Origin of the sequence: Pseudomonas sp. RIT778 (assembly GCF_019718735.1) — a bacterium.
GTDB classification, from domain to species: Bacteria; Pseudomonadota; Gammaproteobacteria; order Pseudomonadales; family Pseudomonadaceae; genus Aquipseudomonas; species Aquipseudomonas aphyarum.
The window spans coordinates 47,991-69,673 of sequence record NZ_JAIHBA010000034.1 but is presented as its reverse complement, the minus strand read 5'-3'; the positions used below and the strand labels follow the sequence as shown (position 1 = coordinate 69,673).

Annotated in this window: 15 protein-coding genes and 1 riboswitch; of the genes, 5 read left to right on the top strand and 10 right to left on the bottom strand. The window is 58.5% G+C overall.

All coding sequences use genetic code 11. The features are described from left to right. Window positions 1-225: 225 nt before the first annotated feature. The 10 genes from K5E37_RS23100 to K5E37_RS23055 all read right to left on the bottom strand — a co-directional run bounded on the left by K5E37_RS23100 (window position 226) and on the right by K5E37_RS23055 (window position 12,486). Entirely contained in the window at window positions 226-918 is a 693-nt protein-coding gene (locus tag K5E37_RS23100; protein WP_221535264.1) for a pseudouridine synthase, read from the bottom strand. 33 nt (window positions 919-951) lie between these two features. Then, window positions 952-1,170, bottom strand: coding sequence for a cysteine-rich CWC family protein (locus tag K5E37_RS23095; protein WP_221535263.1), 219 nt, complete (start codon window positions 1,168-1,170; stop codon window positions 952-954). A gap of 5 nt (window positions 1,171-1,175) precedes the next feature. Beyond that, the gene (locus tag K5E37_RS23090) at window positions 1,176-2,663 is read right to left on the bottom strand and encodes a sensor domain-containing diguanylate cyclase (RefSeq protein ID WP_221535262.1); all 1,488 of its coding nucleotides are present in this window, start codon (window positions 2,661-2,663) and stop codon (window positions 1,176-1,178) included. 157 nt (window positions 2,664-2,820) lie between these two features. Then, window positions 2,821-4,593: an allophanate hydrolase gene (atzF, locus tag K5E37_RS23085; protein ID WP_221535261.1), complete on the bottom strand. Its 1,773-nt coding sequence runs from the start codon at window positions 4,591-4,593 to the stop codon at window positions 2,821-2,823. Between the two features lie 25 nt (window positions 4,594-4,618). Beyond that, entirely contained in the window at window positions 4,619-8,233 is a 3,615-nt protein-coding gene (gene uca / locus K5E37_RS23080; protein ID WP_221535260.1) for an urea carboxylase, read from the bottom strand. 175 nt (window positions 8,234-8,408) lie between these two features. After that, complete coding sequence (locus K5E37_RS23075; RefSeq protein ID WP_007957962.1) at window positions 8,409-9,050, bottom strand: urea amidolyase associated protein UAAP2; 642 nt, start codon at window positions 9,048-9,050, stop codon at window positions 8,409-8,411. An 11-nt stretch (window positions 9,051-9,061) separates the two neighbouring features. Then, window positions 9,062-9,787: an urea amidolyase associated protein UAAP1 gene (locus tag K5E37_RS23070; protein WP_221535259.1), complete on the bottom strand. Its 726-nt coding sequence runs from the start codon at window positions 9,785-9,787 to the stop codon at window positions 9,062-9,064. A 12-nt stretch (window positions 9,788-9,799) separates the two neighbouring features. After that, window positions 9,800-10,588 (bottom strand): ABC transporter ATP-binding protein, encoded by a 789-nt coding sequence (locus K5E37_RS23065; RefSeq protein WP_085605508.1) that lies wholly within the window; start codon window positions 10,586-10,588, stop codon window positions 9,800-9,802. Further along, window positions 10,585-11,400 carry an ABC transporter permease gene (locus K5E37_RS23060; protein ID WP_221535258.1) on the bottom strand — a complete coding sequence of 272 codons (816 nt, stop codon included), beginning with the start codon at window positions 11,398-11,400 and terminating at the stop codon, window positions 10,585-10,587. Before K5E37_RS23060 ends, K5E37_RS23065 begins: the two co-directional genes overlap by 4 nt. Window positions 11,401-11,418: 18 nt before the next feature. Next, on the bottom strand, window positions 11,419-12,486 hold the full coding sequence (locus tag K5E37_RS23055; RefSeq protein WP_221535257.1) for a putative urea ABC transporter substrate-binding protein: 1,068 nt from the start codon (window positions 12,484-12,486) through the stop codon (window positions 11,419-11,421). A gap of 63 nt (window positions 12,487-12,549) precedes the next feature. Beyond that, window positions 12,550-12,650, bottom strand: a riboswitch (guanidine-I (ykkC/yxkD leader). Window positions 12,651-12,933: 283 nt separating this feature from the next. Between K5E37_RS23055 and K5E37_RS23050 the strand changes: the two genes are divergently transcribed. From K5E37_RS23050 to K5E37_RS23030, 5 genes are all read left to right on the top strand, one after another. After that, the gene (locus tag K5E37_RS23050; RefSeq protein WP_221535256.1) at window positions 12,934-13,197 is read left to right on the top strand and encodes a hypothetical protein; all 264 of its coding nucleotides are present in this window, start codon (window positions 12,934-12,936) and stop codon (window positions 13,195-13,197) included. A 178-nt stretch (window positions 13,198-13,375) separates the two neighbouring features. Further along, on the top strand, window positions 13,376-13,780 hold the full coding sequence (locus tag K5E37_RS23045) for a hypothetical protein (RefSeq protein ID WP_007957969.1): 405 nt from the start codon (window positions 13,376-13,378) through the stop codon (window positions 13,778-13,780). 203 nt (window positions 13,781-13,983) lie between these two features. Continuing rightward, window positions 13,984-15,183 (top strand): glycosyltransferase family 4 protein, encoded by a 1,200-nt coding sequence (locus K5E37_RS23040; protein WP_221535255.1) that lies wholly within the window; start codon window positions 13,984-13,986, stop codon window positions 15,181-15,183. Between the two features lie 46 nt (window positions 15,184-15,229). Next, entirely contained in the window at window positions 15,230-16,090 is an 861-nt protein-coding gene (locus tag K5E37_RS23035) for a hypothetical protein (RefSeq protein WP_085605520.1), read from the top strand. A 2-nt stretch (window positions 16,091-16,092) separates the two neighbouring features. Further along, a complete protein-coding gene (locus tag K5E37_RS23030) occupies window positions 16,093-21,651 on the top strand; it encodes a calcium-binding protein (RefSeq protein WP_221535254.1) in 5,559 nt (1,852 codons plus the stop codon). The last annotated feature ends 32 nt before the right edge of the window (window positions 21,652-21,683 follow it).

Genomic DNA, 21,683 nt, shown 5'->3' with positions numbered 1-21,683 from the left:
GCCCATGTCGATCCGTTACGGCAGGTCGACGGGTATTGTTATTGGCGGGCAATCTGCCGGCTGAGGCGGAGCCCTTGAGGCTCTCTACCGACAAAAAGTTTCTTAGAAGTTATGTGTGACTCGTCGGTCACAATTTGGCCGACGTCCTGATTCAAGCAGGGGGATCCGGATCGCGCAAGTGCCGTTGGTAAATTGTTCGACAACTTCTGCTGAGCGGTCGGCTGCTTAGAACAAATGAATCTCTTCGGTGCGCAAAGCGCGGTACTCGCCCGGTTTTAGCGCGTGATCCAGCGGCAGCGGGCCCATGGATTCGCGGTGCAGGCGCAGCACTTTGTTGTTGAAGTGACCGAACATGCGCTTCACCTGATGGTAGCGACCCTCGACGATGCTCAGCCGCGCCGTCCGTGGGCCGAGCACTTCCAGCTGCGCCGGTTGGGTGGTCAGGTCCTCGAAGGCGAAGTAGATTCCCTCGGCGAACTTGATCGCATATTCCGGGCCGATTTCCTGTTCGGTCTCGACGTAATAGACCTTCGGCAGTTTGGTCTGCGGTTGGGTCAGGCGCCGCGACCAGCTGCCGTCGTTGGTGATCAGCATCAGCCCGGTGGTGTTGAAGTCCAGGCGCCCGGCGATGTGCAGGTCGTCCTTGTCCGGCTCGTGGATCAGGTCGAGCACGGTCGGATGCTCGGGATCGCGGGTGGCGCTGACGCAGCCTTGCGGTTTGTACAGCATGAAATAGCGCGCCGGTTTGCCGCTTTGCAGCACTTCGTCGTCGACTTCGACGCGACTGAATTCCAGGATTTCGCTGTGGGGATCGCTGACGACTTTTCCGTCAATGCGCACGCGCTTTTCCACCAGCAACAGGCGAACCTGCTTGCGGTTGTAGCGGGGCAGGTTACTGAGGAAACGGTCGACGCGCATGATCAGGAATCGGCAAGAAGCGGGGCGCGCATCTTACGGGATCGACGGCTTGGCCGCTTGCAGTTGCGCCTCGACCTGGGCGCAACGCGGGCACAGGCAGGACTTGTCGCGCAGCTCCGCCGGCAGGGCTTCGAGCACTGCCGGATCGATGGATACGCCGTAGCACCAGCAGGCGCGGTCGGCGGTGCGCGGGTCGGCCAGGGTGCAGTCGTTGCGGGCGCCGCAGGCCGGGCAGAGGTCAGGTTTGGTCATGAGTGTCAGGCATAGGTCGAGTGAGGCATTTCCACGCAGGTGCGGTTACGGCCGGTCTGTTTGGCCCGGTACATCGCATGATCGGCCCGGGACAGCAGGCTGTGCAAGGTGTCATCCCGTTGCAGGGTGGTGGCGCCGATGCTGACCGTCAGATTCAGGGTATGACCGTTGTAGGCATATTCATGCTGTTCGACGTGCTGGCGGATCTTCTCGGCAATCTTCTGACCGGTCTCGCCGTCGGTGTCCTTCAGCAGAACGATAAATTCCTCACCGCCCCAACGGCAGACGATGTCTGAGTGCCGCAGGCAGCTTTGCAGGTCCCGGGCGAACCCGATCAGCACCTGATCGCCGGCCATGTGTCCGTAGGTGTCATTCAAGACTTTGAAGTGGTCCAGATCCAGCAGCAGCGCGGTCAGCGGTTTCGGCTCGCGCTGAGCTTCGTGCAGCGCTTGCACGGCGAGCAGGTCGAAGCCACGGCGGTTGGGCAGTTCGGTGAGGCTGTCGAGGGTGGCCTGGGCGTGGATCTTTTCCTGATAGCGGCGGATCAAGCGGTTGACCAGCGCCAGCACGATCAACGTCACCAGCAGGCAGATCAGCAAATTGAGGTACAGCGACTGGCGGATTTCGCTCAGCGCGCCGTCTTCGCGTTTGTCAACGAACAGGTACCAGTTCAACTCCGGAATAAACCGCACGTTGAGGAAATGTCCCTGACCGTGGGCGGAATATTCGTAGCTGCCGCTGTGGGGTTTGGGCAACTGGCTGACCAGGCTTTTCATGCTGTCGAGGTCGTTCAGGCTTTTTCCGACCGGCGCCCCTTCCGGCCCGCCCTCGGCGCCGGTCAAGACCAGTCGGCCGAAGGTGTCGACGAAGTAAACGCTGCGTTGATAGCGTTGCTGGTACTTGTCGATCAGCTTGATCACTGCGTCCACCGTCAGCCCTACGCCGGCGGCGCCGATGAAGCGATCGTTGTAGTCGTAGACCTTGTAGTTGATGAAGAAGGTCATGTTGTCTTTGTTGGCCAGGTCCGGGTCGACGTTGATCTCGTACGGATCCTTCATGTCGCGCACGCGGAAGTACCAGGCGTCGCGTGGCTCGTCGATCTTCACCTGCTTGAGCACGCCCTTGGCGTGGTAGTAGGTGTGGGTGCTGTTGGAAATGAAGAACGCGGTGTACGCGCCGTAGTGGGTCATGACCTCGTCGAGGTAGCGGGTCATCTGGTCGCTGTCTTTCTCGCCGTTCACCACCCAGTCGCGCATGAAGGTGTCGCGGGACATCATCGATGAAATCAGGATCGGTCTGACGAGGTCTTTCTGGATTTCCGAGTACACCGTGTCGGAAGTCAGCGGCAGTTCGGTGTTGACGATGTTGTCGCGGATCGACGCCCGCGAGGCGTAGTAGCTGAGCAGCGAGGTGGCGAGAAAACCTGCGCCGAGGAGGGCGACCAGAGTCAATACCAGCGAACGTTGGGAGTAAAACGCAGATCTGAGCGGCATTGGCAGTTCCGTCGACGGTGGCCCGATGGCAGCATTCTAGTGAGATGGCCGGGAAAAAACTGCGGGATTTGTGCCTGAAATGACGGGTAATCAGACGCCGCTCTCTCACCGACCCTCTCCAGCAGGGAGAGGGTCGGCGATTTGCCAGGTTTTCGGGTCAGTCGCGGCTGGCGAGGTAGGCGCGCCAACCACCCAGATGGCTGATGTCGAGCGCTCCGGCCAGCCCGTAGGGTTCGCAGATGAAACCGCTCTCCCAGCGGCCGTCCGCCAGTTGTACCTTGCCCAGCCCGAGGGGGGCCGGGATGCCGGTCAGGAATGAACCGAGCTCGCGGCTTGGCAACTCCCAGACCTCCACCTCGATTGCCACGCCGCCTTCCGCCACGCGCAGCATGCCCGGACGCAGTGGTGGGCCGCCGGCCAGCGCGTAGAGTTTGTAGTCCTTAGAGCTGTGGGTGGCTTCGATCAGGCGGGCGCCGCGTTGCTGCAACTGCCAGTTCAGGGCCAGTCCATCAAGGTGCGCGCCGCAGACCACCAGCCGCGCCCGGTCATTGCGCGCCGGACTCGCCGGTGTCGGCAGCACCAAATTATGCTGGCGCTGCAAGGCGTCCGCCAGGCCCAGCAGATACTGGTCGGTGAACGCCCGGCCAAACAGCGTCACGCCCCACGGCAAACCATTGTCCATGACCGCACTGGGCACGGCGACGGCCGCATAATCCAGCAGGTTCATGAAATTGGTGTAGTAACCCAGTTCTGCGTTGCGCAGCACCGGCTCGGCGTCCAGTTCGGCCAGGGTCACCGGGCGGCCGATGGTGGGCGTGAGCACACAGTCGAGTCCGTCGAGGGCCTGATCGCAAACGGCTTTGAGCGCTTGCAGTCGATACTGCGCACGGAACGCTTGCACGCCCGTCACCGCCGGGGCCTTGGCCAGCACCGCGCGGATCACCGGCAGCACTGCTTCGGGACGCTGTTCCATCAGTTCGCCGGCGATACTGTAACGCTCGGCGACCCACGGCCCTTCGTACAACAACCGCGCAGCTTCGAGGAACGGTGACAGATCCAGTTCGACCGCTTCGCCGCCCAGAGCCTTCAGACGGTCGATGGCATCGCCGAACAGCAGCGGGCCTTCGGGGCAACCGAAAAACTCAAGATCCTGCGCCCGCGGTACGCCAAACCGGAAGGGTTTGGGAGCACCGAATGCCGAGCCGTCATTCCACGCCGGATTGCTGCGGCTGTATTCATCCCGAGGGTCGAAGCGGGCGGTCAGTGCCAGCAACTGGCTGGCCTCGCGTGCGGTCGCGGTGAAGGTCGTGACGCAGTCCAGCGTGCGGCAGGCCGGCACCACGCCCGCCGTAGAGATCAGGCCTTTGGTGGCTTTGAGTCCCAGCAGATTGTTCAGCGCTGCCGGCACCCGTCCCGAGCCAGCAGTGTCGGTGCCCAGGGCAAAACTGGCGACGCCGAGCGCCACTGCCAGCGAAGAGCCGGCGCTGGAACCACCGGAGGGATATTCCGGCAACACGCTGTTCGGGCAGGCGCCATACGGCGAGCGGCTGCCATTGAGGCCGGTGGCGAACTGGTCGAGGTTGGTCTTGCCCAGCGGAATCGCGCCCAGCGCCAGCAACTGTTCGACAATGGTTGCCGAACGTTCGGGAAGGTAGGCGAATGCGGGGCACGCGGCCGTGGTCGGGACACCGGCGAGGTCGATGTTGTCCTTGATCGCGAACGGCACGCCATACAGCGGCAAACTCTCTGGATCACCGCCGTCGAGGCTGGCGAGGTACGGCTCCAGCTCCTCGACGCTGAGCAGATGAATAAACAGGTGATAGTCGGGATTGAGCGCAGCGGCTTTTTCCCGCAAAGCCAACAGCAATTTGCGCGGTGTGGTCTGGCCGTCGCGGTAGGCCTGGCGCAGGGCATCGAGTTGCAGGTTCATGAGGTCATCCTTTGCAAAAATGGGTTCAGTCGAGTTCCAGCACCACGACCCGTTGACCGGCGCGCACCGCCGAACCGGGTTGCACGCGAATCTCCCGGACCACGCCGGGCAGCGGCGCGAGCACGGGGATCTCCATCTTCATCGACTCCAGAATCACCAGCGCATCACCGGCCGCGACGCGACTCCCGACCTCGACCTGGACCTGCCACAGATTGCCGGCAATGTGGCTGTCGACACTCTGCTGACCGCTGGCCAGCGGTGTTTCTTCCTGGCTTTGCGGCACGGCTTCTTCGCTGTCGAAGTGCGCCTGGCCGCTGGCGATCCAGCGTTCGCGCTCGGCGTTGAACGCGGCTTGCTGCTGTAGACGAAAGGCGTGGATGCTCTCGGCTTCGCGGTTGAGAAACCCCTGATAGTCGCCGAGGTTGAGCTGGCTCTGTTCGATGTTCAGGTCGAAACGCCCGAGGGGAAAATCCCGGCGGATGCGCAGCAATTCGTCGGCGCTGACCGGGTAGAAGCGGATCTGGTCGAAGAAGCGCAGCAGCCACGGTTTACCTTCGAACGCGGCCACTTCGCGATAGCGGTTCCACATCTGCAAGGTACGCCCGACGAACTGATAACCGCCCGGGCCTTCCATGCCGTAGACGCACATGTAGGCGCCGCCGATGCCCACCGAGTTCTCGGCGGTCCAGGTGCGCGCCGGGTTGTACTTGGTGGTCACCAGCCGATGGCGCGGGTCGAGCGGCGTGGCGACCGGTGCACCGAGGTAGACGTCGCCGAGGCCCATCACCAGATAGCTCGCATCGAACACCGTGCGTTGCACCTCGTCGAGGTTGGGCAGGTCATTGATGCGGCGGATGAACTCCAGGTTGCTCGGGCACCACGGCGCGTCCTTGCGCACGGTGGTCATGTATTTCTCGATCGCCAACTGGCAGGCCGGGTCGTCCCACGACAGGGGCAAGTGGACGATGCGCGACGGCACTTGCAGGTCAGTGGCGCTGCACACGGCGTTCCACTCGCCGGCGACGATGCCGAGCAGATCGGCCAGCGGCAATTGTTCGGGCTGGTAGTGCACTTGCAGCGAGCGGATGCCCGGGGTCAGGTCGATCACGCCGTGCAGGGCTTTGGCTTGCAGCGCCTGCATCAGTGCGTGCGCCCGGAAGCGCAGGACCAGATCCAGCTCCGGGGCGCCGATTTCCAGCAGCAGATGGGTATCGCCGGACAGTCGGGCGACCAGTCGCGTGTCCCCCTGACTCAAATCCAGCACCACGGGCGAAACCAATGCCTGTAATGAAGTGGGTGCGATGTCTGGTCGGGCCCCATCGCTGGCAAGCCTGCTCCCACAGGTATCCCATTTGAGGGCGAGATCGCGTGCGGTCTTGAGATCGACCGGCACGAACTGCACTTTGTCCCCGGCCTTGAGCTGACCCAGTTGCCAGAGATCCGCCTCAATCACCGTCACCGGGCAGACAAACCCGCCAAGACTCGGGCCATCCGGGCCGAGGATCACCGGCATGTCGCCGGTGAAGTCCACCGCACCGATGGCGTAGGGGTTGTCGTGGATGTTCGACGGATGCAGCCCGGCCTCGCCGCCGTCGGCGCGCACCCACTCTGGTTTCGGCCCGATCAGGCGCACCCCGGTGCGGCTGGAGTTGAAATGCACTTCCCATTGCGTGGCGAAAAAGGTGCCGATGTAGTTTTCAGTGAAATATTCAGGCGCGCCATGAGGGCCGTAGATGACGCGGATCCGGCGCACGGCAGGTAATTCGCTGACGTGATGGGCGGCTAATGTCTGCCCGGCGCTGCGCTCATTCAGGGCAGCCAGATGCAGCACGTCACCGGCGCGCAAGGCCCGCCCGCCATGACCACCGAACTGACCGAGCGTGAAGGTGCTTTTGCTGCCCAGATAATCCGGCACTTGCACGCCGCCACGCAGGCACAGGTAGCTGCGGGCCCCGGCACCCGGCAGATTGCCCAGGTGCAATTGACTGCCCGCCGGGATCAGCAGGGCGGTGTTCATCGCCTGCGGCTGGCCGTCGAGTGTCAGGGCAATCGGTGCGCCGGTCACGGCCACCACCGCATCGCAATTGAAGCGCAGCAACGGCCCGCTCATGGTGATTTCCAGCGCCGCCAGGCCTTCATCGTTGCCCAGTAAACGATTGCCCAGACGCAACGCGCGACTGTCCATCGGCCCCGAAGGTGGCACGCCGACCGCCCAGTAACCGAGGCGACCGGGGTAGTCCTGGACGCTGGTCTGGGTGCCGGCGCTCAGCACTTCAAACGTGTTGGCCCGGTACACCAGGCCTTCCAGGCAACGGGTCCAGGGCTGGCAGCTGGCGAACGGCGTATCGAGCAGAATCTGCCGCAGGTAGTCGCGGTTGGTTTCCACGCCGTACAGCAGGCTGTCGCCAAGGGCCTGATGCAGATCGGCACGCGCCTGTTCGCGGGTCGGCGCCCAACTGATGAGCTTGGCGATCATCGGATCGAAGTAGGGCGGGATCTCACAGCCAGCCTCGACCCAAGTGTCGATGCGCAGGTGCCGGCCATCGGCGACGGGGAAATCGACCGCCGTCAGCAAGCCGGGGCTGGGCTGGAAATCGCGGCCCGGATCCTCGGCATACAGCCGCGCCTGAATCGCATGCCCCTGCGGTTGCAGGCCTGCGAACAACTCGGCCAGCGGCGGCAAGTCACCGGCCGCCAACTCGATCATCCAGCGCACTAGATCGACGCCCCACACCTGTTCGGTAACGCCGTGTTCGACCTGCAACCGGGTGTTCACTTCCAGAAAATAGAAGCGCTGCGCATCGCTGTCGAAAACGAATTCGACGGTGCCGGCGCTGCGGTAATTCACCGCTTTGGCCAGTTTGATCGCCGCCGCACACAGCTCATCCGCCATGCCTTCGGGCAGGTTCGGTGCCGGGGTTTCCTCGAGGACTTTCTGATTGCGCCGCTGCACCGAGCAGTCGCGCACGCCAAGGGCGATCACTGCGCCTTGGCCGTCGCCGAACACCTGGACTTCCAGATGCCGCGCACGCTGGATGTACTTCTCGATGAACACCCCGGCGTCGCTGAAGTTGTTCTGCCCTAGGCGCTTCACTGCCTCGAACGACTCGCTCAGTTCGCTGGCGTTACGGCACACACGCATGCCGATGCCGCCGCCACCAGCAGTGCTTTTGAGCATCACCGGATAACCGACCTGTGCGCCGGCAATCAGTGCAGCATCGAGGCTGTCGAGCAGTTCGGTACCTTCGAGCATCGGCACGCCGTGCTGTTTGGCCAGAGCCCGTGCGGTGTGCTTGAGGCCGAACACCCGCAGTTGCTCCGGTGTCGGGCCGATGAAGGCAATGCCATGGTTTGCGCAGGCTTCGGCGAACGCGGCGTTTTCCGAGAGGAAGCCGTAGCCGGGGTGGATCGCGGTGGCGCCAGTGGTTTTGGCGATGGCGAGAATCTTGTCCACGGCCAGATAGGTGCCGGCCGCTGCGCCTTCGCCGAGGCTGTGGGCTTGCTCGGCTTGCAGGATATGCAGGCTGGCGGCATCGGCTTCGGAGTACACCGCGACGCCTTCGACGTGCAGTTCACGCAAAGTGCGCAGAATGCGGCAGGCAATCGCGCCACGGTTGGCAATCAGGACTTTTTCGAACATGGAGAAACCCCCGGAGCCCGCGCAGGGTGCGGGCTCGACTGGGAGGCGGGCCGTCCCGCCGTTTTTGTTCAGGCGTCAGGGTCGTCCCCGACGGCGAAATCACTTCACTTTTTCAAGCACTGGCCTGAGCGCGCTTGGCACAGGGCAAACAACCAGCGGCGCAGACGGACGAATTTCAGTTCCATACCAGTAGCTCCGCAGGTGTCGGGTTGTAGGCGTTGCACGGGTTGTTCAGTTGCGGGCAGTTGGAAATCAGCACGATCACGTCCATCTCCGCGCGCAGGTCGACGTATTTGCCGGGGGCGGAAATCCCGTCTTCGAAGGTCAGGCCACCCTCGGCAGTCACCGGCACGTTCATGAAGAAATTGATGTTCGGCCCGATGTCACCTTTGCCCAGGCGTCCGTCGTGGGCGCAGGCGCGCAGGTAGTTGTCGCGACAGCTGTGCATGTAGCGTTTTTCCAAGGCGTAGCGCACGGTGTTGCTCTCTTGCGCGCAGGCACCGCCGAGGGTGTCGTGGCGGCCGCAGGTGTCGGCTATCAGGGTCAGCATCGGTTTGCCGAGGTTGGAATACAAAACGCTGCCGGTGCTCAGGTAGACGTTGTTTTGTCGGCGCAATGTGCGTTGTACGTCGTAGCGCTCACGGGGATTGGCGGCGCTGTAAAACAAGGTGTCGACCGCCTGATTGCCTTCCAGATCGAGGATGCGCAGGGTCTGGCCGGCCTTGACCTCCATCAGCCAGGGTTCGCCGGCGGGAATGGTGGCGCGGTACACCGCAGCGTCGGGTTGTTTCTGCGAAGTGGCGATAGCAACTGACATGGCGATGATCCTCAGGCAAACAAACGGTCGGTGTTGATAAAGCCGCGCTCGTTCTCCGGGCGCGAGGTACGGCAGTGCTCGGCGACGCTCGGGTCAGCGTTCATCCAGCTCAGCTTCAGCGGTTTAGGCGCGTAGTCGGGCGACGGGTCCATCGGGTGTTGCAGGGCGGTGAGGACGACGAGGGTGTCCATCGGGGCGTACAGCTCGATGTAATCGCCGGCCTTCGAATGGCCTTCGACGAAATGGAAGCGCCCGGCTTCATCGACGTTGATCCGGCTGAACAGATTGAGGGTCATCAGAAGGTCGGACAGGCCCAGGCCCCACTTGCCCAGTTCCACCAGCAGGTTGTCGGTGCCGTTGCGAAAGAAACCGTTGCGCAGTTCCTGATAGCGGCCCTGGCCGTATTTTTCCGCGACCTCTTCAGCGCACAGCACACCGCCGAGGCTGTCGCTCCAGCCACAAGTGTCTGCGGTGATTGCCGCCAGCACCCGGCCCATGTCCGAGTACAGGCAATGGCCGGTGGTGAGCTTGGCGGTGTGTTGGCACTTGAGGCTGTCGGGCAGGTTCAGGCGCTCGGTTTTTTCGTTGGCGTTGAGCAAGGTCAGGCTGACGTTGGCCCCACCGCGCAGGTCGGTCAGACGCAGCAGTTGCCCGCGCTTCAAGACGAAGGAGCGGTGGCCGCCGCCGGGCAGGGTTTCTTCGGCGAAGGGTGGAAAAATTCGGGTTGAATCAGTCATGGGAAGTTCCTCTCAAGCGGTTCGAAGGGCGCTCGCCAGTTGCACCGGCAGGGCGTCGACGGCGGCGCGTTGGGCGCGGCGGTCGCTGTTCAAAGGGATGTCGTAGGTGATGCGTGCGCCATAGGCGCCGGGGGCGTGCGGGTCGAGGCGGACCTTGTCGAACACCAGCAGGCGGGTGCCGAGGCTGAAACCTTCGGACAGGTCGTGGGTGACCATGAACACGGTCAGTTGCGTCTCGCGCCACAGCGTCAGCAGCAGCGCGTGCATGTCCTTGCGAATGCCCGGATCGAGTGCGCCGAACGGTTCGTCGAGCAGCAACACGCGCGGTTTCATGATCAACGCCTGGGCGATCGCCAACCGTTGTTGCATGCCGCCGGACAGTTGCGCCGGGTACTTGTCCAGCGCATGGCCGAGGCCGACTTTGTGCAGTAGCGCCGAGGCCTGCTCGCGGGCGTCCTGTTTGGCACTGCCGAACAGACGCCCGAGCAGTGGCGCACGCGGCAGTTCGAGGCCGAGGGCGACGTTGTCCAGCACGCACAGGTGCGGGAACACCGAGTAGCGCTGGAACACCACGCCACGGCTCGCATCCGGCTCGCGCGCCAGTGGCTGACCATCGAGCAGAATCTCGCCGCGACTGGCGGTTTCCTGACCGAGCAGCAGGCGCAGGAAGGTCGACTTGCCACAACCCGAAGCACCGACGAGCGTGCAGAATTCGCCCTCGTTGACGTTGAGGTTCAAGCCTTCGAGCACTACTTGGTCGGCGTATTGCTGCCAGACGTTTTTCACTGTGATGAAGCTCATTTGGCCGCCCCCTCATACCAGGGGAATGCGCGCCGGGTCAGGCGCTTGAGGCCCCAATCCATCAGCCAGGCAAGCAGGGTGATCCACACCACGTACGGCAGGATCACATCCATCGCCAGGTAACGGCGCACGAGGAAAATCCGGTAGCCCAGACCGTCGGTGGAAGCGATGGCTTCGGCGGCGATCAGGAACAGCCACGCCGAGCCGAGCATCAGCCGCAGTGAAATCAGCAGGCGCGGCAACAGTTGCGGCAGAACCACGCGCAGCATCAGGGTCCAGGTCGAGGCGCCGAGGGTCTGCGCCTTGATCAGCAGTTCGACCGGAATGTCCCGCGCGCGCTGTTCCAGATCTCGGGCGAGTGCCGGGGTGATACCGATCACGATCAGCATCACTTTCGACAGCTCGCCGAGGCCGAAGACGATGAACAGGATCGGCAGTATCGCCAGCGGCGGCACCATCGATAACACCGTCAGCATCGGCGACAACGGTGCGCCGAACAGCGGCAGGGTGCCGGCCGCCATGCCCAGGCACAACCCGGCCAGCGCCGCGATGCCGAGGCCGATGGCCAGGCGTCCGAGGCTCGACGCGGTGTCCTGCCAGAGCAGGTATTCGCCGGTGCGACTGTCGGCTTTGAATGCCAGGCGTTTGACCGCATCGCTCATCTGCACCGCACTGGGCAGCAGTTTGTCGTTGGGGTTGTCCGCCAGGCGCTCGGCCGAGCCCATGAAGTAGGCGAACAGCACAAGGGCGAAGGGCAGGATCACCAGCAGCAGGCGACTCGGTCGATCCGGGTGACGATTGATCAGGCGCATGGCCAAATCCTCCGTGGCTTACAGCTTGGCGTCGGCGGCCAGCTGCACGTAAGTCGGATCGAAACGCAGCTTGAGATTGCCTGTGTCACCGCTGGTCACGCCGTTGGCGAAGGACATGCCGACGGCGCTGGTGTCCTTGGCGCCTTCGCCGAGCAAACCGTGCTGGAACGAGAACTCGGCAACTTTGCGCATGGTTTCCGGCAGTTGCTTGCTGGTGGCGAACGCCAGGGCTTCTTTCGGCGTGGCGAACAGTTTGGTGGTGTCCAGTTGCGCCTGGAATCCGGCCAGATCGGTTCCCGAAGCTTTGGCCATGTGCTCAAGTGCGGCTTTGCCGGCGGTGTTTCTGGCGTTCATCAAGTCGACCACTTCGAACCACGCGCCGGTCAGCGCCTTGCCCAGCGCCGGGTTGTCTTTGAGGGTGGTGCTGTTGACCACCATCATGTCCATGATTTCGCCGGGGATCTGGCTGGAGTTGAAGACTTCGGTCACGCCGGGTTTGGCCTTGATGTCCGAAAGCATCGGGTTCCAGGTGGTGACGGCGTTGACCTGCTCGGTGTTGAAGGCGGCGGAAATATCGGCGTCGGAGGTGTTGACCACTTTCAGGTCTTTTTCGGTCAGGTCGACCGAGTCCAGCGCGCGGGCCAGCAGGTAATGCGAGACCGACAGTTCGACCAGGTTGACGTCCATGCCCTTCAGGTCGGCGACTTTCTTGCCGTCACCCTTGAGGACGATGCCGTCGTTGCCGTTGGAGAAATCGCTGACGATCAGCGCGGTGCTGTCCACGCCACCGGCGGCCGGAATGGTCAGCGCATCCATGTTGGTCATGGTGCAGCCATCGAACTGACCGGCGGTGTATTGATTGATCGATTCGACGTAGTCGTTGAGCTGGACCACGTCGATCTTGATCCCGTATTTCTTCGCCCATTTATCGACGATGCCCTGGCTGCCGGCGTATTCCCATGGCATCCAGCCGGCGTAGATCGTCCAGCACACGCTGAAATGGTCTTTCTGGGCAGCCTGGGTCTGGCTGCTGAGGAGGGCGGCGAAGGCGGCGGCGAGCAGGGCGGGGAAACGTAGTCGTGACATGGCGGATTCTCCAGTTGATCGAGGGCGGACAGGAAGGCAACGCGGCACCGCGAACGGTGGCTTGTCTCCCGGGCTTTTGTCCCGCCGTGTAACCTCAACTGGAGGTCGCCAACTCTCGGACCAGCCACTCGCAGATGCGAGCCGGAACCCTAGTCAGCCATTGCAAATTGTGGTGCCGCGAACCTGTGATGACTCCTGCACGGGTTTGCTAAAGCGAGAGGCGTGCCAAGTCGCGGCGAGCCGCCTGCCACGTGGCTTGTGGGTAGCAGGGCTCAGTTGGCAGGTGCGGGCGACGCTTTGTGTTGGTGCGCGCTTGCACCGTGATGCAGCGCGATGGCCGCTGATCCGATGCGCGTTCGGCGTGGGCACTCGTTAGCGGTTAGCCAGTCAAACCTGATGTCAGCCGGTCTGTGCCGACTGCTGTCACAGGTCTTTCAGGAGGCCGTCATGCTGCTCAAGAAAATGCTGCGTCGGGCACTGTTCGCTGCGGTGTTCGGTCTGGGGCTGTCCGGTTGTTACTACTACGCCGGTGGCTACGATGTTTACTCCACGCCCTATTACTATCCCGGCTACTACTCGCCTTATTACTACGGTGGTTATTACGGTCCGCGCTACTACGGCGGTGCCCGCTATTACTACGGCGGCTATGGCTATCGCGGTGGCTACGGACGGGGTTATCACGGCGGCGGATACCACGGTGGGCACCACTAATCAGCGGCTGAATGACGGCATTTCTGCATGAACAAGGTTTCATGAATCACTTGTTTCAAGTTGTTGCAGAAACGCACCGGATGCCGAAATCGCTGTCAGATATTTCGTCAGTCGCCGAATGAAAGACTGACGCCTGCCAGCGTCGCTGGTGTGGCTACCCGCGGTCCAGGAGGCCGCCATGTATCGCCGAATTCTTCTGTTTACCGTGATGCTTTTTTCCCTTGGCGGATGCGTCCCTTATTCCTACGGAGATGGCTACTACAGCTCAGAGGTCTACACATCGCAGGCACCTTCGTACTACAACAGCGGTGGCACTTATTACAGCGGCGGCAGCACGTATTATTCGGCGCCGCGTTACTACCAGCCAGCGCCACGTTATTACCAACCGGCTCCACGCTATTACTCGGCGCCTCGTTACTACCAACCGGCTCCGCGCTACTACGAGAACCGTCGCTGGCACGGTCATGATCGCGGACGCTGGGACGACCACCGTCGCGGTGGCTGGGATGACCGCCGGGGTCGTGGCAACTACGACCGTCACAGTGGACGCGGCGACTACAACCGACACGGCAACCGCTGGTAACCCCCCGCAAAAAAGCGGCGCATTGAGCGCCGCTTTTTTTGTGCCTGTTTTTTGTGTTGGTGTGGATTGCACCATCTCCTAGGAGGTTCTCGGAACCCTCCTACAGTTTTATTTCTGACCATTTGTTAGCGTTTGTATGCACATGTTGACGTTGAAAAACTTCAATTTCATGGAGGTGTATAAGCGCGGGTTATTGCTCAGATATGAATCTTCTTATCATTCATCAGAATTTTCCCGGTCAGTTTCGTCATGTGGCGTTGGAAGCATTGCACAGGCGTCTGGGCGTCATTGCAATTGGACGCGATACAGCGCCAGGTATTGCAGGGGTAAAATTATTTCGTTATCGACCCTCAAGGAAGATGATTAATGGCGTTCATAACTATTTGTACAGATATGAAGAGGCTGTTGCGGACGGGCAACAAGTTCAACGAATATTGAAGAGACTCAGCCAGGCAGGCTTTCGGCCTGATGTAGTTCTCGCTCATCCTGGGTGGGGTGAATCGCTATTCGTCAAAGATGTGTATCCCGACGTGCCTCTGGTTCATTTCTGTGAGTACTATTACCGAGCGCGTGAGGCGGACTCTGGTTTCGATCCTGAGTTTCCCTGTGCGATGGATACGTCCTCAAGGCTTAGAATCTTGAATTCGATGCATCTCCTGAATATTGAGCAGTGCGATGCCGGGATTGCACCTACACAATGGCAGCGCGGTCTTTTTCCGAAAATATATCAGTCTAAAATTCGCGTCATTCATGAAGGCATTGTTCAATTTGCCGAATCAGAAAAGGTCGAGTCTGTAACGCTGCCGAGTGGGCGCGTGTTAAGAGCAGGTCAGCCTATCGTGACTTATGTCGCCAGAAACCTCGAGCCGTACCGAGGCTTTCATAGTTTTATGAGATCCATTCCCTATATTCAGGAAAAGTGCCCGAGTGCGCAGGTCATTGTAGTGGGTGGGGATGATGTCAGTTATGGGCGGATGCCCATTGGATACCCGAACTGGCGAAGCAAGATGGTCGCGGAGGTGGATGTTGATATTTCCAATGTTCACTTTATTGGGAGGTTGCCTTATCAAACATACAGGTCTGTTCTGAGTCTTTCAAAGGCTCACGTGTATTTGACATATCCGTTTGTACTGTCATGGTCTTTATTGGAAGCAATGGCATCTGGCTGTGTTGTCGTAGGTTCAAATACCGCTCCCGTGCAGGAAGTTATCGAAGATGGGATCAGCGGGATACTTGTTGATTTTTTTGACGCTGAAGAAATCGCCACGGCAGTGTGCAGGGTTTTAACGTCTTTCGGTGGTTTTGAGTCTATGAAAGATGCGGCGAGGTTGAAGGCAAGCGAATTCGATGTGGTTAAAGGAGTAAGCGGTTACTTTGAAGTGTTTAAGGGGTTGATGAGGTGAGTTGTTTCGAGTGATGTGATTGGTCATTTTAAAATGGAGATTTGAAATGCTTAAGATGTCTCGCAAGGAGGTTTTTCGCCAGTGCAGAAGGGGAGTTAAATATGGCGTGTTATTAGCGATCTGTTATTGGGTCGTTGATTTCTGTATTCGATGGGAGGAGGCCGCAGTAGCGCGCGAGATTTATCAGAAGAAACAAGGGGCGTGCAGCAGGAAGCTGGCGGGTATGGAGCAGGTCCCGATACTTGGCGGCAGCCTGCTGGACCGGACAAAGATTCCCGGGTTCCATTTTGGATCGACATTAAGGAGCGACGGGTCCTGTATTGCCGATCTTCTTTCAGGATCATTCTGGTGGACGGGAGAAGAACTGTTTCCTGTGTATGAAACTCTTGGGGTAGAACCACCCACCAGCTGGACGCATTTCCGGGTTTCCGCCAGGCTTTACACCAGAAGGGATACCACGGAACCGCACAATATGGGCGGGCGGCATGTGGATTGGCCGGATGAGCTGGTTGTAAAGCTGAAGAACTATCCAGGCCTGGAACTTTGGCTTACCGCGCCTCCACCCAGTATCAAAAATGAATTCTCTGTTCGAACTTTTGTTATGCACGACTGGCGCCGGCGTGATGGAACACCACGGAGGATAAATTGTGATGGTTTGAATTCGCCAGAATCTAAAGCTTCTGCAAGAGGTTTGAGTAAAGCATATCTTTTGAAAATGAATAAGGAGCAGCTGGAGAATTTGGAGTTTGGTAGTTTGCGTACGTATTGCACGGTCGGGTTGCACCATTTCGACTTTGCAGGTGGGGATGCTCGTATACATTTGGGTACCGAGGGTTTGCGGGGTGCTCCAGAAGCGCTTAAGGCTGTCAGTGACTATCTTTCACATTCAATTATTACAGGGAAGTAGATATGAGCTACATATTCAGTGATTTGGAAAAGTCGGAAATTTTGCAGGCTGCAAATGTTTGTGAGGGAATGGAATTCAATGTCGAGGAGGAAGAGTATTTTGCGATGGCAGTGGAGGGGCGAAGCTGTGCTGTACTTTACCGCACATTGTCAAATATCCTGGATGAGAAAATTTTAGACGGTTCTGCGTTCGACGAGAACGTAAAGGGCATTTTAAAAGATGCCAAACTCTGGCTCGATGTAGCAATTGATGCAAATGGCGGGGTGGGCGCTTACTCTGCGTTGATCCGAGCCTACACTATGCGGCAGGGGGAGTTGAGGCTAAATAAAAAATTTAGCGATTTCAAGATGCAAAAGTCATCTAATCAGGTGGCTGTCAATTTCATGAATACGCTGATAAAAGGCTCCGTTGAACATGATTTGGCGCCATGGACTGTGCCCTCCATAAGCCAAATTGCAGAAATCGATGCGAGCGCGATTGGTGAAGTACTATTTCGTGATGATATGGGCAACGTTGATACAGCGACCAGTCATAATGCCGGATGGTCTGGAACAATCGGCTTCAGCCTGTTGGGTGGAGAAAAACCATATGAAACTTGGAGGTTGATCTCCGCCGGTGATCCGGACTCCCACATCAAAGGTAATCATGATCTTGCTAAGGTCAATAGGCTGGACGATCTAAAGAATATTCTGTTTGCCGTGGACTCATACAGTGTTGCATTGCAGGCAGTGATTAAAAACTTCGGGTCGAATATGGTTGAAAGCCTGTTTTCAGTCCTGCCCGAACAAATAAATATCGCTCTCGCCAGTGGCAGCATCAATCCGCTGATTCAGCATGTGGTGAAAGGTACGCCTATCTCACCTATTGTCAGCCTGATATTGCGATATAACCTGAATGATTTCTTTGACATGTTCAGGCGAAGCTACGACGGGAACTCGGCTGCCACACCGACCACCGATGAAACCTTCGCCTCCAACGCCTACACATTTTTCTCCGCACTTTCTCCGTCTCAATCGCAAAGCATCGTTACCAGAACCATTGGCGAGTATGGCAGTGCCAAGGACTGGGCAACGTTGGCCAGTCAGGCAACGCCAATCGGCGCCGCGTTACGCAATTCCCTCAAGCAGCTAAGTGAAATCGTGATTGAGCGGGCCGACGGTTTTTCCGGACGCGGCCTGGAGCTTTACGACCCCGAAACGGGCGAGGGCTTCATCACTGAACAGTGGCTTGCCGATCGCTCTGAAATGCTGGCCCGGCTGATTTCCCGAACCAATGGATCGTTCGGTCGAAATACTGTCCAGACCTTTTCCTATTCGGATCTGGCTTCTGGCAAACAGGCCCCGATGAATACAGGTGTCTTGAACCCTCTGGTCATGTTTGGTGATGACGGCGGTCGATCATTTGGTGGCGGAACGAATACCGATCATCTTTACGGCGGTGGCGGCAACGATTCCATCAGCGGACTGTCCGGTAATGACTTTATCCAAGGGGCTCGCGGCAATGACTCTTTAACAGGAGGCGATGGCAATGATGCGTTGTACGGTATGGCCGGTGATGATGTGTTGGTGGGTGGCAAGGGCAACGACTCTCTGACTGGCGGGCCGGGTAACGATCGGTATGAGTTCTCCAGCGGAGATGGAATAGACGAAATTTTTGATGCGGACGTTGAGGGCGCGTTGCTGATAAATGGACTTCCGATCCCACCTCTCGAACGCAGTGCTCCGCTCAGCAATATCTGGCTTACGGAGGATCGAGCCATCAGCTTGACGCTCATTGAAGATCAGGCTGAAAACACGCTGAACATTCAATACGGACTGAGTGATCTCATCGTCGTAAAGAACTTCAAGCCGGGGATGCTCGGCATTGATCTTCCTGATTACCAGGACCAGGTGTTCCCCGCTCCCGATCTGGTCCTTCAAGGCGACTGGAAAATTAAAGATAACGACCCCAATGTTCGCGGAGATCAGCCTTCTTACGATGAGTTGGGCAACGCCTTGCTTTTGCCCAATGTTAAACAGAGGAACAAAGCCGACCTGCTTTACGGATCACCGAAAGATGACCTCATCGTTGGTCTTGGCGGGTCTGATCGACTGTTCGGCAAGGACGGCAATGACCGTTTATTCGGTGACAAGCAGTCGACGCTGGAAAATGCCTTTTCCGATGCAACAAAGGGAAAGGCCAGCCGTGGCGACTGGCTGGATGGTGGGCAGGGTGATGACCTGCTTGTCGGCACTGCCTCGCGAGACGTGCTGCTCGGCGGCAACGGTCGAGACACGCTGATTGGGGGAGCAGGTGATGACAATTTGTCCGGTGATCAAACAACCGGTGCACATGAGCAAAATTGGACAGTCAAGCGCATCGACGTTCCACTCAGTGATGGCGTTATCAGCATGCGTAGCGTCTTTGACAAATTTTCATTGAATAGTCCCACCGAGGGCGGTGACGACATCCTCTATGGGCAGGGTGGCCGGGATTTTATCAATGGCGGCAGGGGAGGTGACCTGCTCGATGGCGGAAGTGACGACGACACACTGTACGGCGAAGAGGGTAATGACACGCTGGCTGGCGGGAGTGGCGATGACACATTATCGGGAGACAACCTGGATTGGGGTGGCGGTCTCGACAGTCGCCATCATGGCAACGATTTGTTGGCGGGTGGCAGTGGCGATGACTTCCTTGCCGGAAACGGTGGTAGCGACGTGTTGTACGGAGGCAGCGGCAATGATGTGCTGAAAGGTGATGACGAGGTGCTGCGAGGCGTTTCGGGTGATGCCGCAGACTTTTTCGGAAGTGATTTTCTGGATGGCGGTGAGGGAAATGACACCCTTTGGGGCGGCGGTGCCGATGACTCACTTTTTGGTGGCAGCGGCAACGACGAGTTAGTTGGTGATTACCATGAACACCCGATTCGTTATCACGGTGATGATTATCTCGATGGCGGTGCGGGTGACGACACACTCCGTGGCTTGGGTGGCTCCGACACACTGATAGGCGGATCAGGCGCCGACGCTCTGGATGGCGATGAGCCCAACTTGAAAGCGGGCGGAACCAACGATGACCACATTCAAGGTAATTCAGGAAACGATACGCTCTGGGGAGGTTTGGGCGCCGATACGCTTTTGGGCGGTGCCGATGATGACTTTTTGGTGGGGGACTACGAGCAAACATCCGAAGCAGAACATGGCGCCGATTATCTTGACGGCGGCTCAGGCAACGACACTTTGCTGGGCAGTGGTGGAAACGACACGCTGGTTGGCGGGGAGGGAGTCGATTATTTGCGCGGCGGCCCTGGCGATAACGTGTTTGAGGGTGGCGCCGGCAACGATTATCTGGAAGGGATGCAGGGCAACGATGTTTTCTACTTCGGAGTGGGCGATGGACTGGATGTTGTTACCGATACAGGTGGCAACAATGTCGTAAGTTTTGGTGATGGATTTTCTGCGGAGAACTTGCAGGCCAAGATAGTCAATCTTGATGAGGGCACGGCGTTGCGGCTGTCGAATGGTATTGGTGACGCGCTTCTGATTCTTCACCATGAAAAGTGGGCAGGTTCGACGTTCAGGTTCAACGATGGCGTGATCCTGAATTTCCAGGATGTAATCAAATTAACGGTGCAACCGGTAGATGTAACGGGTCCGTCTGCGACATTTGCTGCGGTACCCGATCCCGAAAAAAAGCAGGACATTGAGAGTGAGAGCGAAGCAGTCGTCCAGACACTGCCCGATGACTTAGCCGCTTCTACTGAGAGGGAAGGCAGTGAAACGGGTCGTCACACCCGGTGGGATAGCCTTTTTCTTTCGGAACTGAACACAAAGCGCTCAGCGGCCCGGCAGGCATCAGGATTTGCACTGAACGATCAGGGTGTTTGGGTTAGAAGTCATATTGCTACCGACAAAAGTGGCTATGCCATCAGCGCCGAACTGATCCATGAGGACGTTGAAGCCGGAGTCTTTTCCAAAACACCGGAGTGGATGGGGGCGATTGCCGCTGACGCTGTGGTGACTGAAAGGCAGTCAAATTCTGCAACGAAAACCACGTTCAAGTTTGTAAAAGCTGAAACTGCGCAATTACCGAAACAAAAGCCAAAATATTACCCGTCTGGCTCCAGTTATTCGGGATTCTCGTTCAACGTGGGTGATGCTGTAGTCGAAGATATAGACCACTCGGGCGCTATTCTGGGGTGGTACGTGTACCCCGCTGGCAGTTTTGAAAATCATGAAACTGTTCGTAAAGCGTTTCGCTGGAGTTCTACTACCCAAACGATCAAACATAAAGTTGTTCATGGTAATGACGCTGGCGGCAGGGTAAATCTCGAAGTGGGTAATCTCTTTCATGGCGGTGCAGGAGATGACTTGGTGGTTACCTATGCTGGTTCAGTGCTTAAGTACGGCGGGGTGAGCGACAGGATCCCAGGCGCATTTTTATCAGCTGGCGCAGGCAACGACACACTGCTCGGCTCCGCGGGTGCCGATTATTTGATCAGTGGGCCGGGAGAAGATTGGCTTTACGGCGAAAACGGTCCCGACACTTACATAGTTGAAGCGCATGATGGCGCAACCACCATTATTGCCGACGTTCTTGACCCTGTTTTTTTGCGCCCCGAGGTTGGAGCCTCTGGGTGGCATGAAGAGTTTGCGGGGCTTGATGTTGATACCGTCGTTCTTCCGGAAGAGGCGAAACCAGATAAGTTGAAGCTAACCTGGGGCGCTGTGTTGGTTGAGACGGTAAATATTGAACTCTCACCGGCCCCACTGCGTGGCGCTCATCGTCAACCGCCTCGAGCCCAGATGCTGTACACGACACTCGATATCGAATGGGGCGGAACTCAAAAAGTACGAATCGTTTTGCCCAATCCGAATGACATCGGCGGTTCCGGAATTGAACGAGTGAGGTTTTCTGACGGATCGAGCATAAGTTTTAAAGACCTCGTTAGCCGATTAGGCAATGCCCCCGATATTTATCATCACGGCGTCACTGTTCCGTACGCTACTCAGGTTCTCTCCTTTCGAGAGAACCATTTTCTACCGCTCGTGGGCGGTCGCGGTAATGACACCCTCACAGGCGCTGGTGAAATAAGAGGGATGCAAGGAGATGATCTGCTCGGCGGTGGCTCAGGCGATGACGTGCTTTACGGTGGGCCGGGCAATGACACCTTGTCCGGTGGCGGGGGCAATGATGTGTATAAATATGATGGGCTTGGGCGAGACCTGGTAATCAATGCCGGCGGCGGAACTGACGGTATAGATTTTTCGGAGGTCGGACTGTCGATTGGTCAACTCAAGTTCCACCGTGAACGGAATGATCTCGTCATCGTAGTGAGTTATGGCATGTCTCCAAAGGTTCGTGTCTCCGAACACTTTTCAGGAGGCGATGCCGCCATCAGTTTCATCAGCGTTCAAGGAGAAGAGGGCGCTGTTAAAAATTACACGGCGAACCAGCTCGCTGAGCTTTTGCACCCTCTACCTCCCTTACGGGATGTAGAGGATATCTTGCCGAGAAATGATGAAGAGGCGTTGCGGGCAATGAAGGAAATAATCGCGTTTTACGAGTTGAATGTTTGATCGCAGATAGTTTCGCAACTGGCTCAAACTTC

Excerpts from the sequence above, each read along its gene's own strand:
- K5E37_RS23030 (WP_221535254.1), top strand. The coding sequence starts at position 16,093 with ATGAGCTACATATTCAGTGATTTGGAAAAGTCGGAAATTTTGCAGGCT.
- K5E37_RS23060 (WP_221535258.1), bottom strand. The coding sequence starts at position 11,400 with ATGCGCCTGATCAATCGTCACCCGGATCGACCGAGTCGCCTGCTGCTG.
- K5E37_RS23040 (WP_221535255.1), top strand. The coding sequence starts at position 13,984 with ATGAATCTTCTTATCATTCATCAGAATTTTCCCGGTCAGTTTCGTCAT.
- K5E37_RS23050 (WP_221535256.1), top strand. The coding sequence starts at position 12,934 with ATGCTGCTCAAGAAAATGCTGCGTCGGGCACTGTTCGCTGCGGTGTTC.
- K5E37_RS23075 (WP_007957962.1), bottom strand. The coding sequence starts at position 9,050 with ATGTCAGTTGCTATCGCCACTTCGCAGAAACAACCCGACGCTGCGGTG.
- K5E37_RS23090 (WP_221535262.1), bottom strand. The coding sequence starts at position 2,663 with ATGCCGCTCAGATCTGCGTTTTACTCCCAACGTTCGCTGGTATTGACT.
- atzF (WP_221535261.1), bottom strand. The coding sequence starts at position 4,593 with ATGAACCTGCAACTCGATGCCCTGCGCCAGGCCTACCGCGACGGCCAG.
- K5E37_RS23035 (WP_085605520.1), top strand. The coding sequence starts at position 15,230 with ATGCTTAAGATGTCTCGCAAGGAGGTTTTTCGCCAGTGCAGAAGGGGA.
- K5E37_RS23055 (WP_221535257.1), bottom strand. The coding sequence starts at position 12,486 with ATGTCACGACTACGTTTCCCCGCCCTGCTCGCCGCCGCCTTCGCCGCC.
- uca (WP_221535260.1), bottom strand. The coding sequence starts at position 8,233 with ATGTTCGAAAAAGTCCTGATTGCCAACCGTGGCGCGATTGCCTGCCGC.
- K5E37_RS23100 (WP_221535264.1), bottom strand. The coding sequence starts at position 918 with ATGCGCGTCGACCGTTTCCTCAGTAACCTGCCCCGCTACAACCGCAAG.
- K5E37_RS23065 (WP_085605508.1), bottom strand. The coding sequence starts at position 10,588 with ATGAGCTTCATCACAGTGAAAAACGTCTGGCAGCAATACGCCGACCAA.
- K5E37_RS23095 (WP_221535263.1), bottom strand. The coding sequence starts at position 1,170 with ATGACCAAACCTGACCTCTGCCCGGCCTGCGGCGCCCGCAACGACTGC.
- K5E37_RS23070 (WP_221535259.1), bottom strand. The coding sequence starts at position 9,787 with ATGACTGATTCAACCCGAATTTTTCCACCCTTCGCCGAAGAAACCCTG.
- K5E37_RS23045 (WP_007957969.1), top strand. The coding sequence starts at position 13,376 with ATGTATCGCCGAATTCTTCTGTTTACCGTGATGCTTTTTTCCCTTGGC.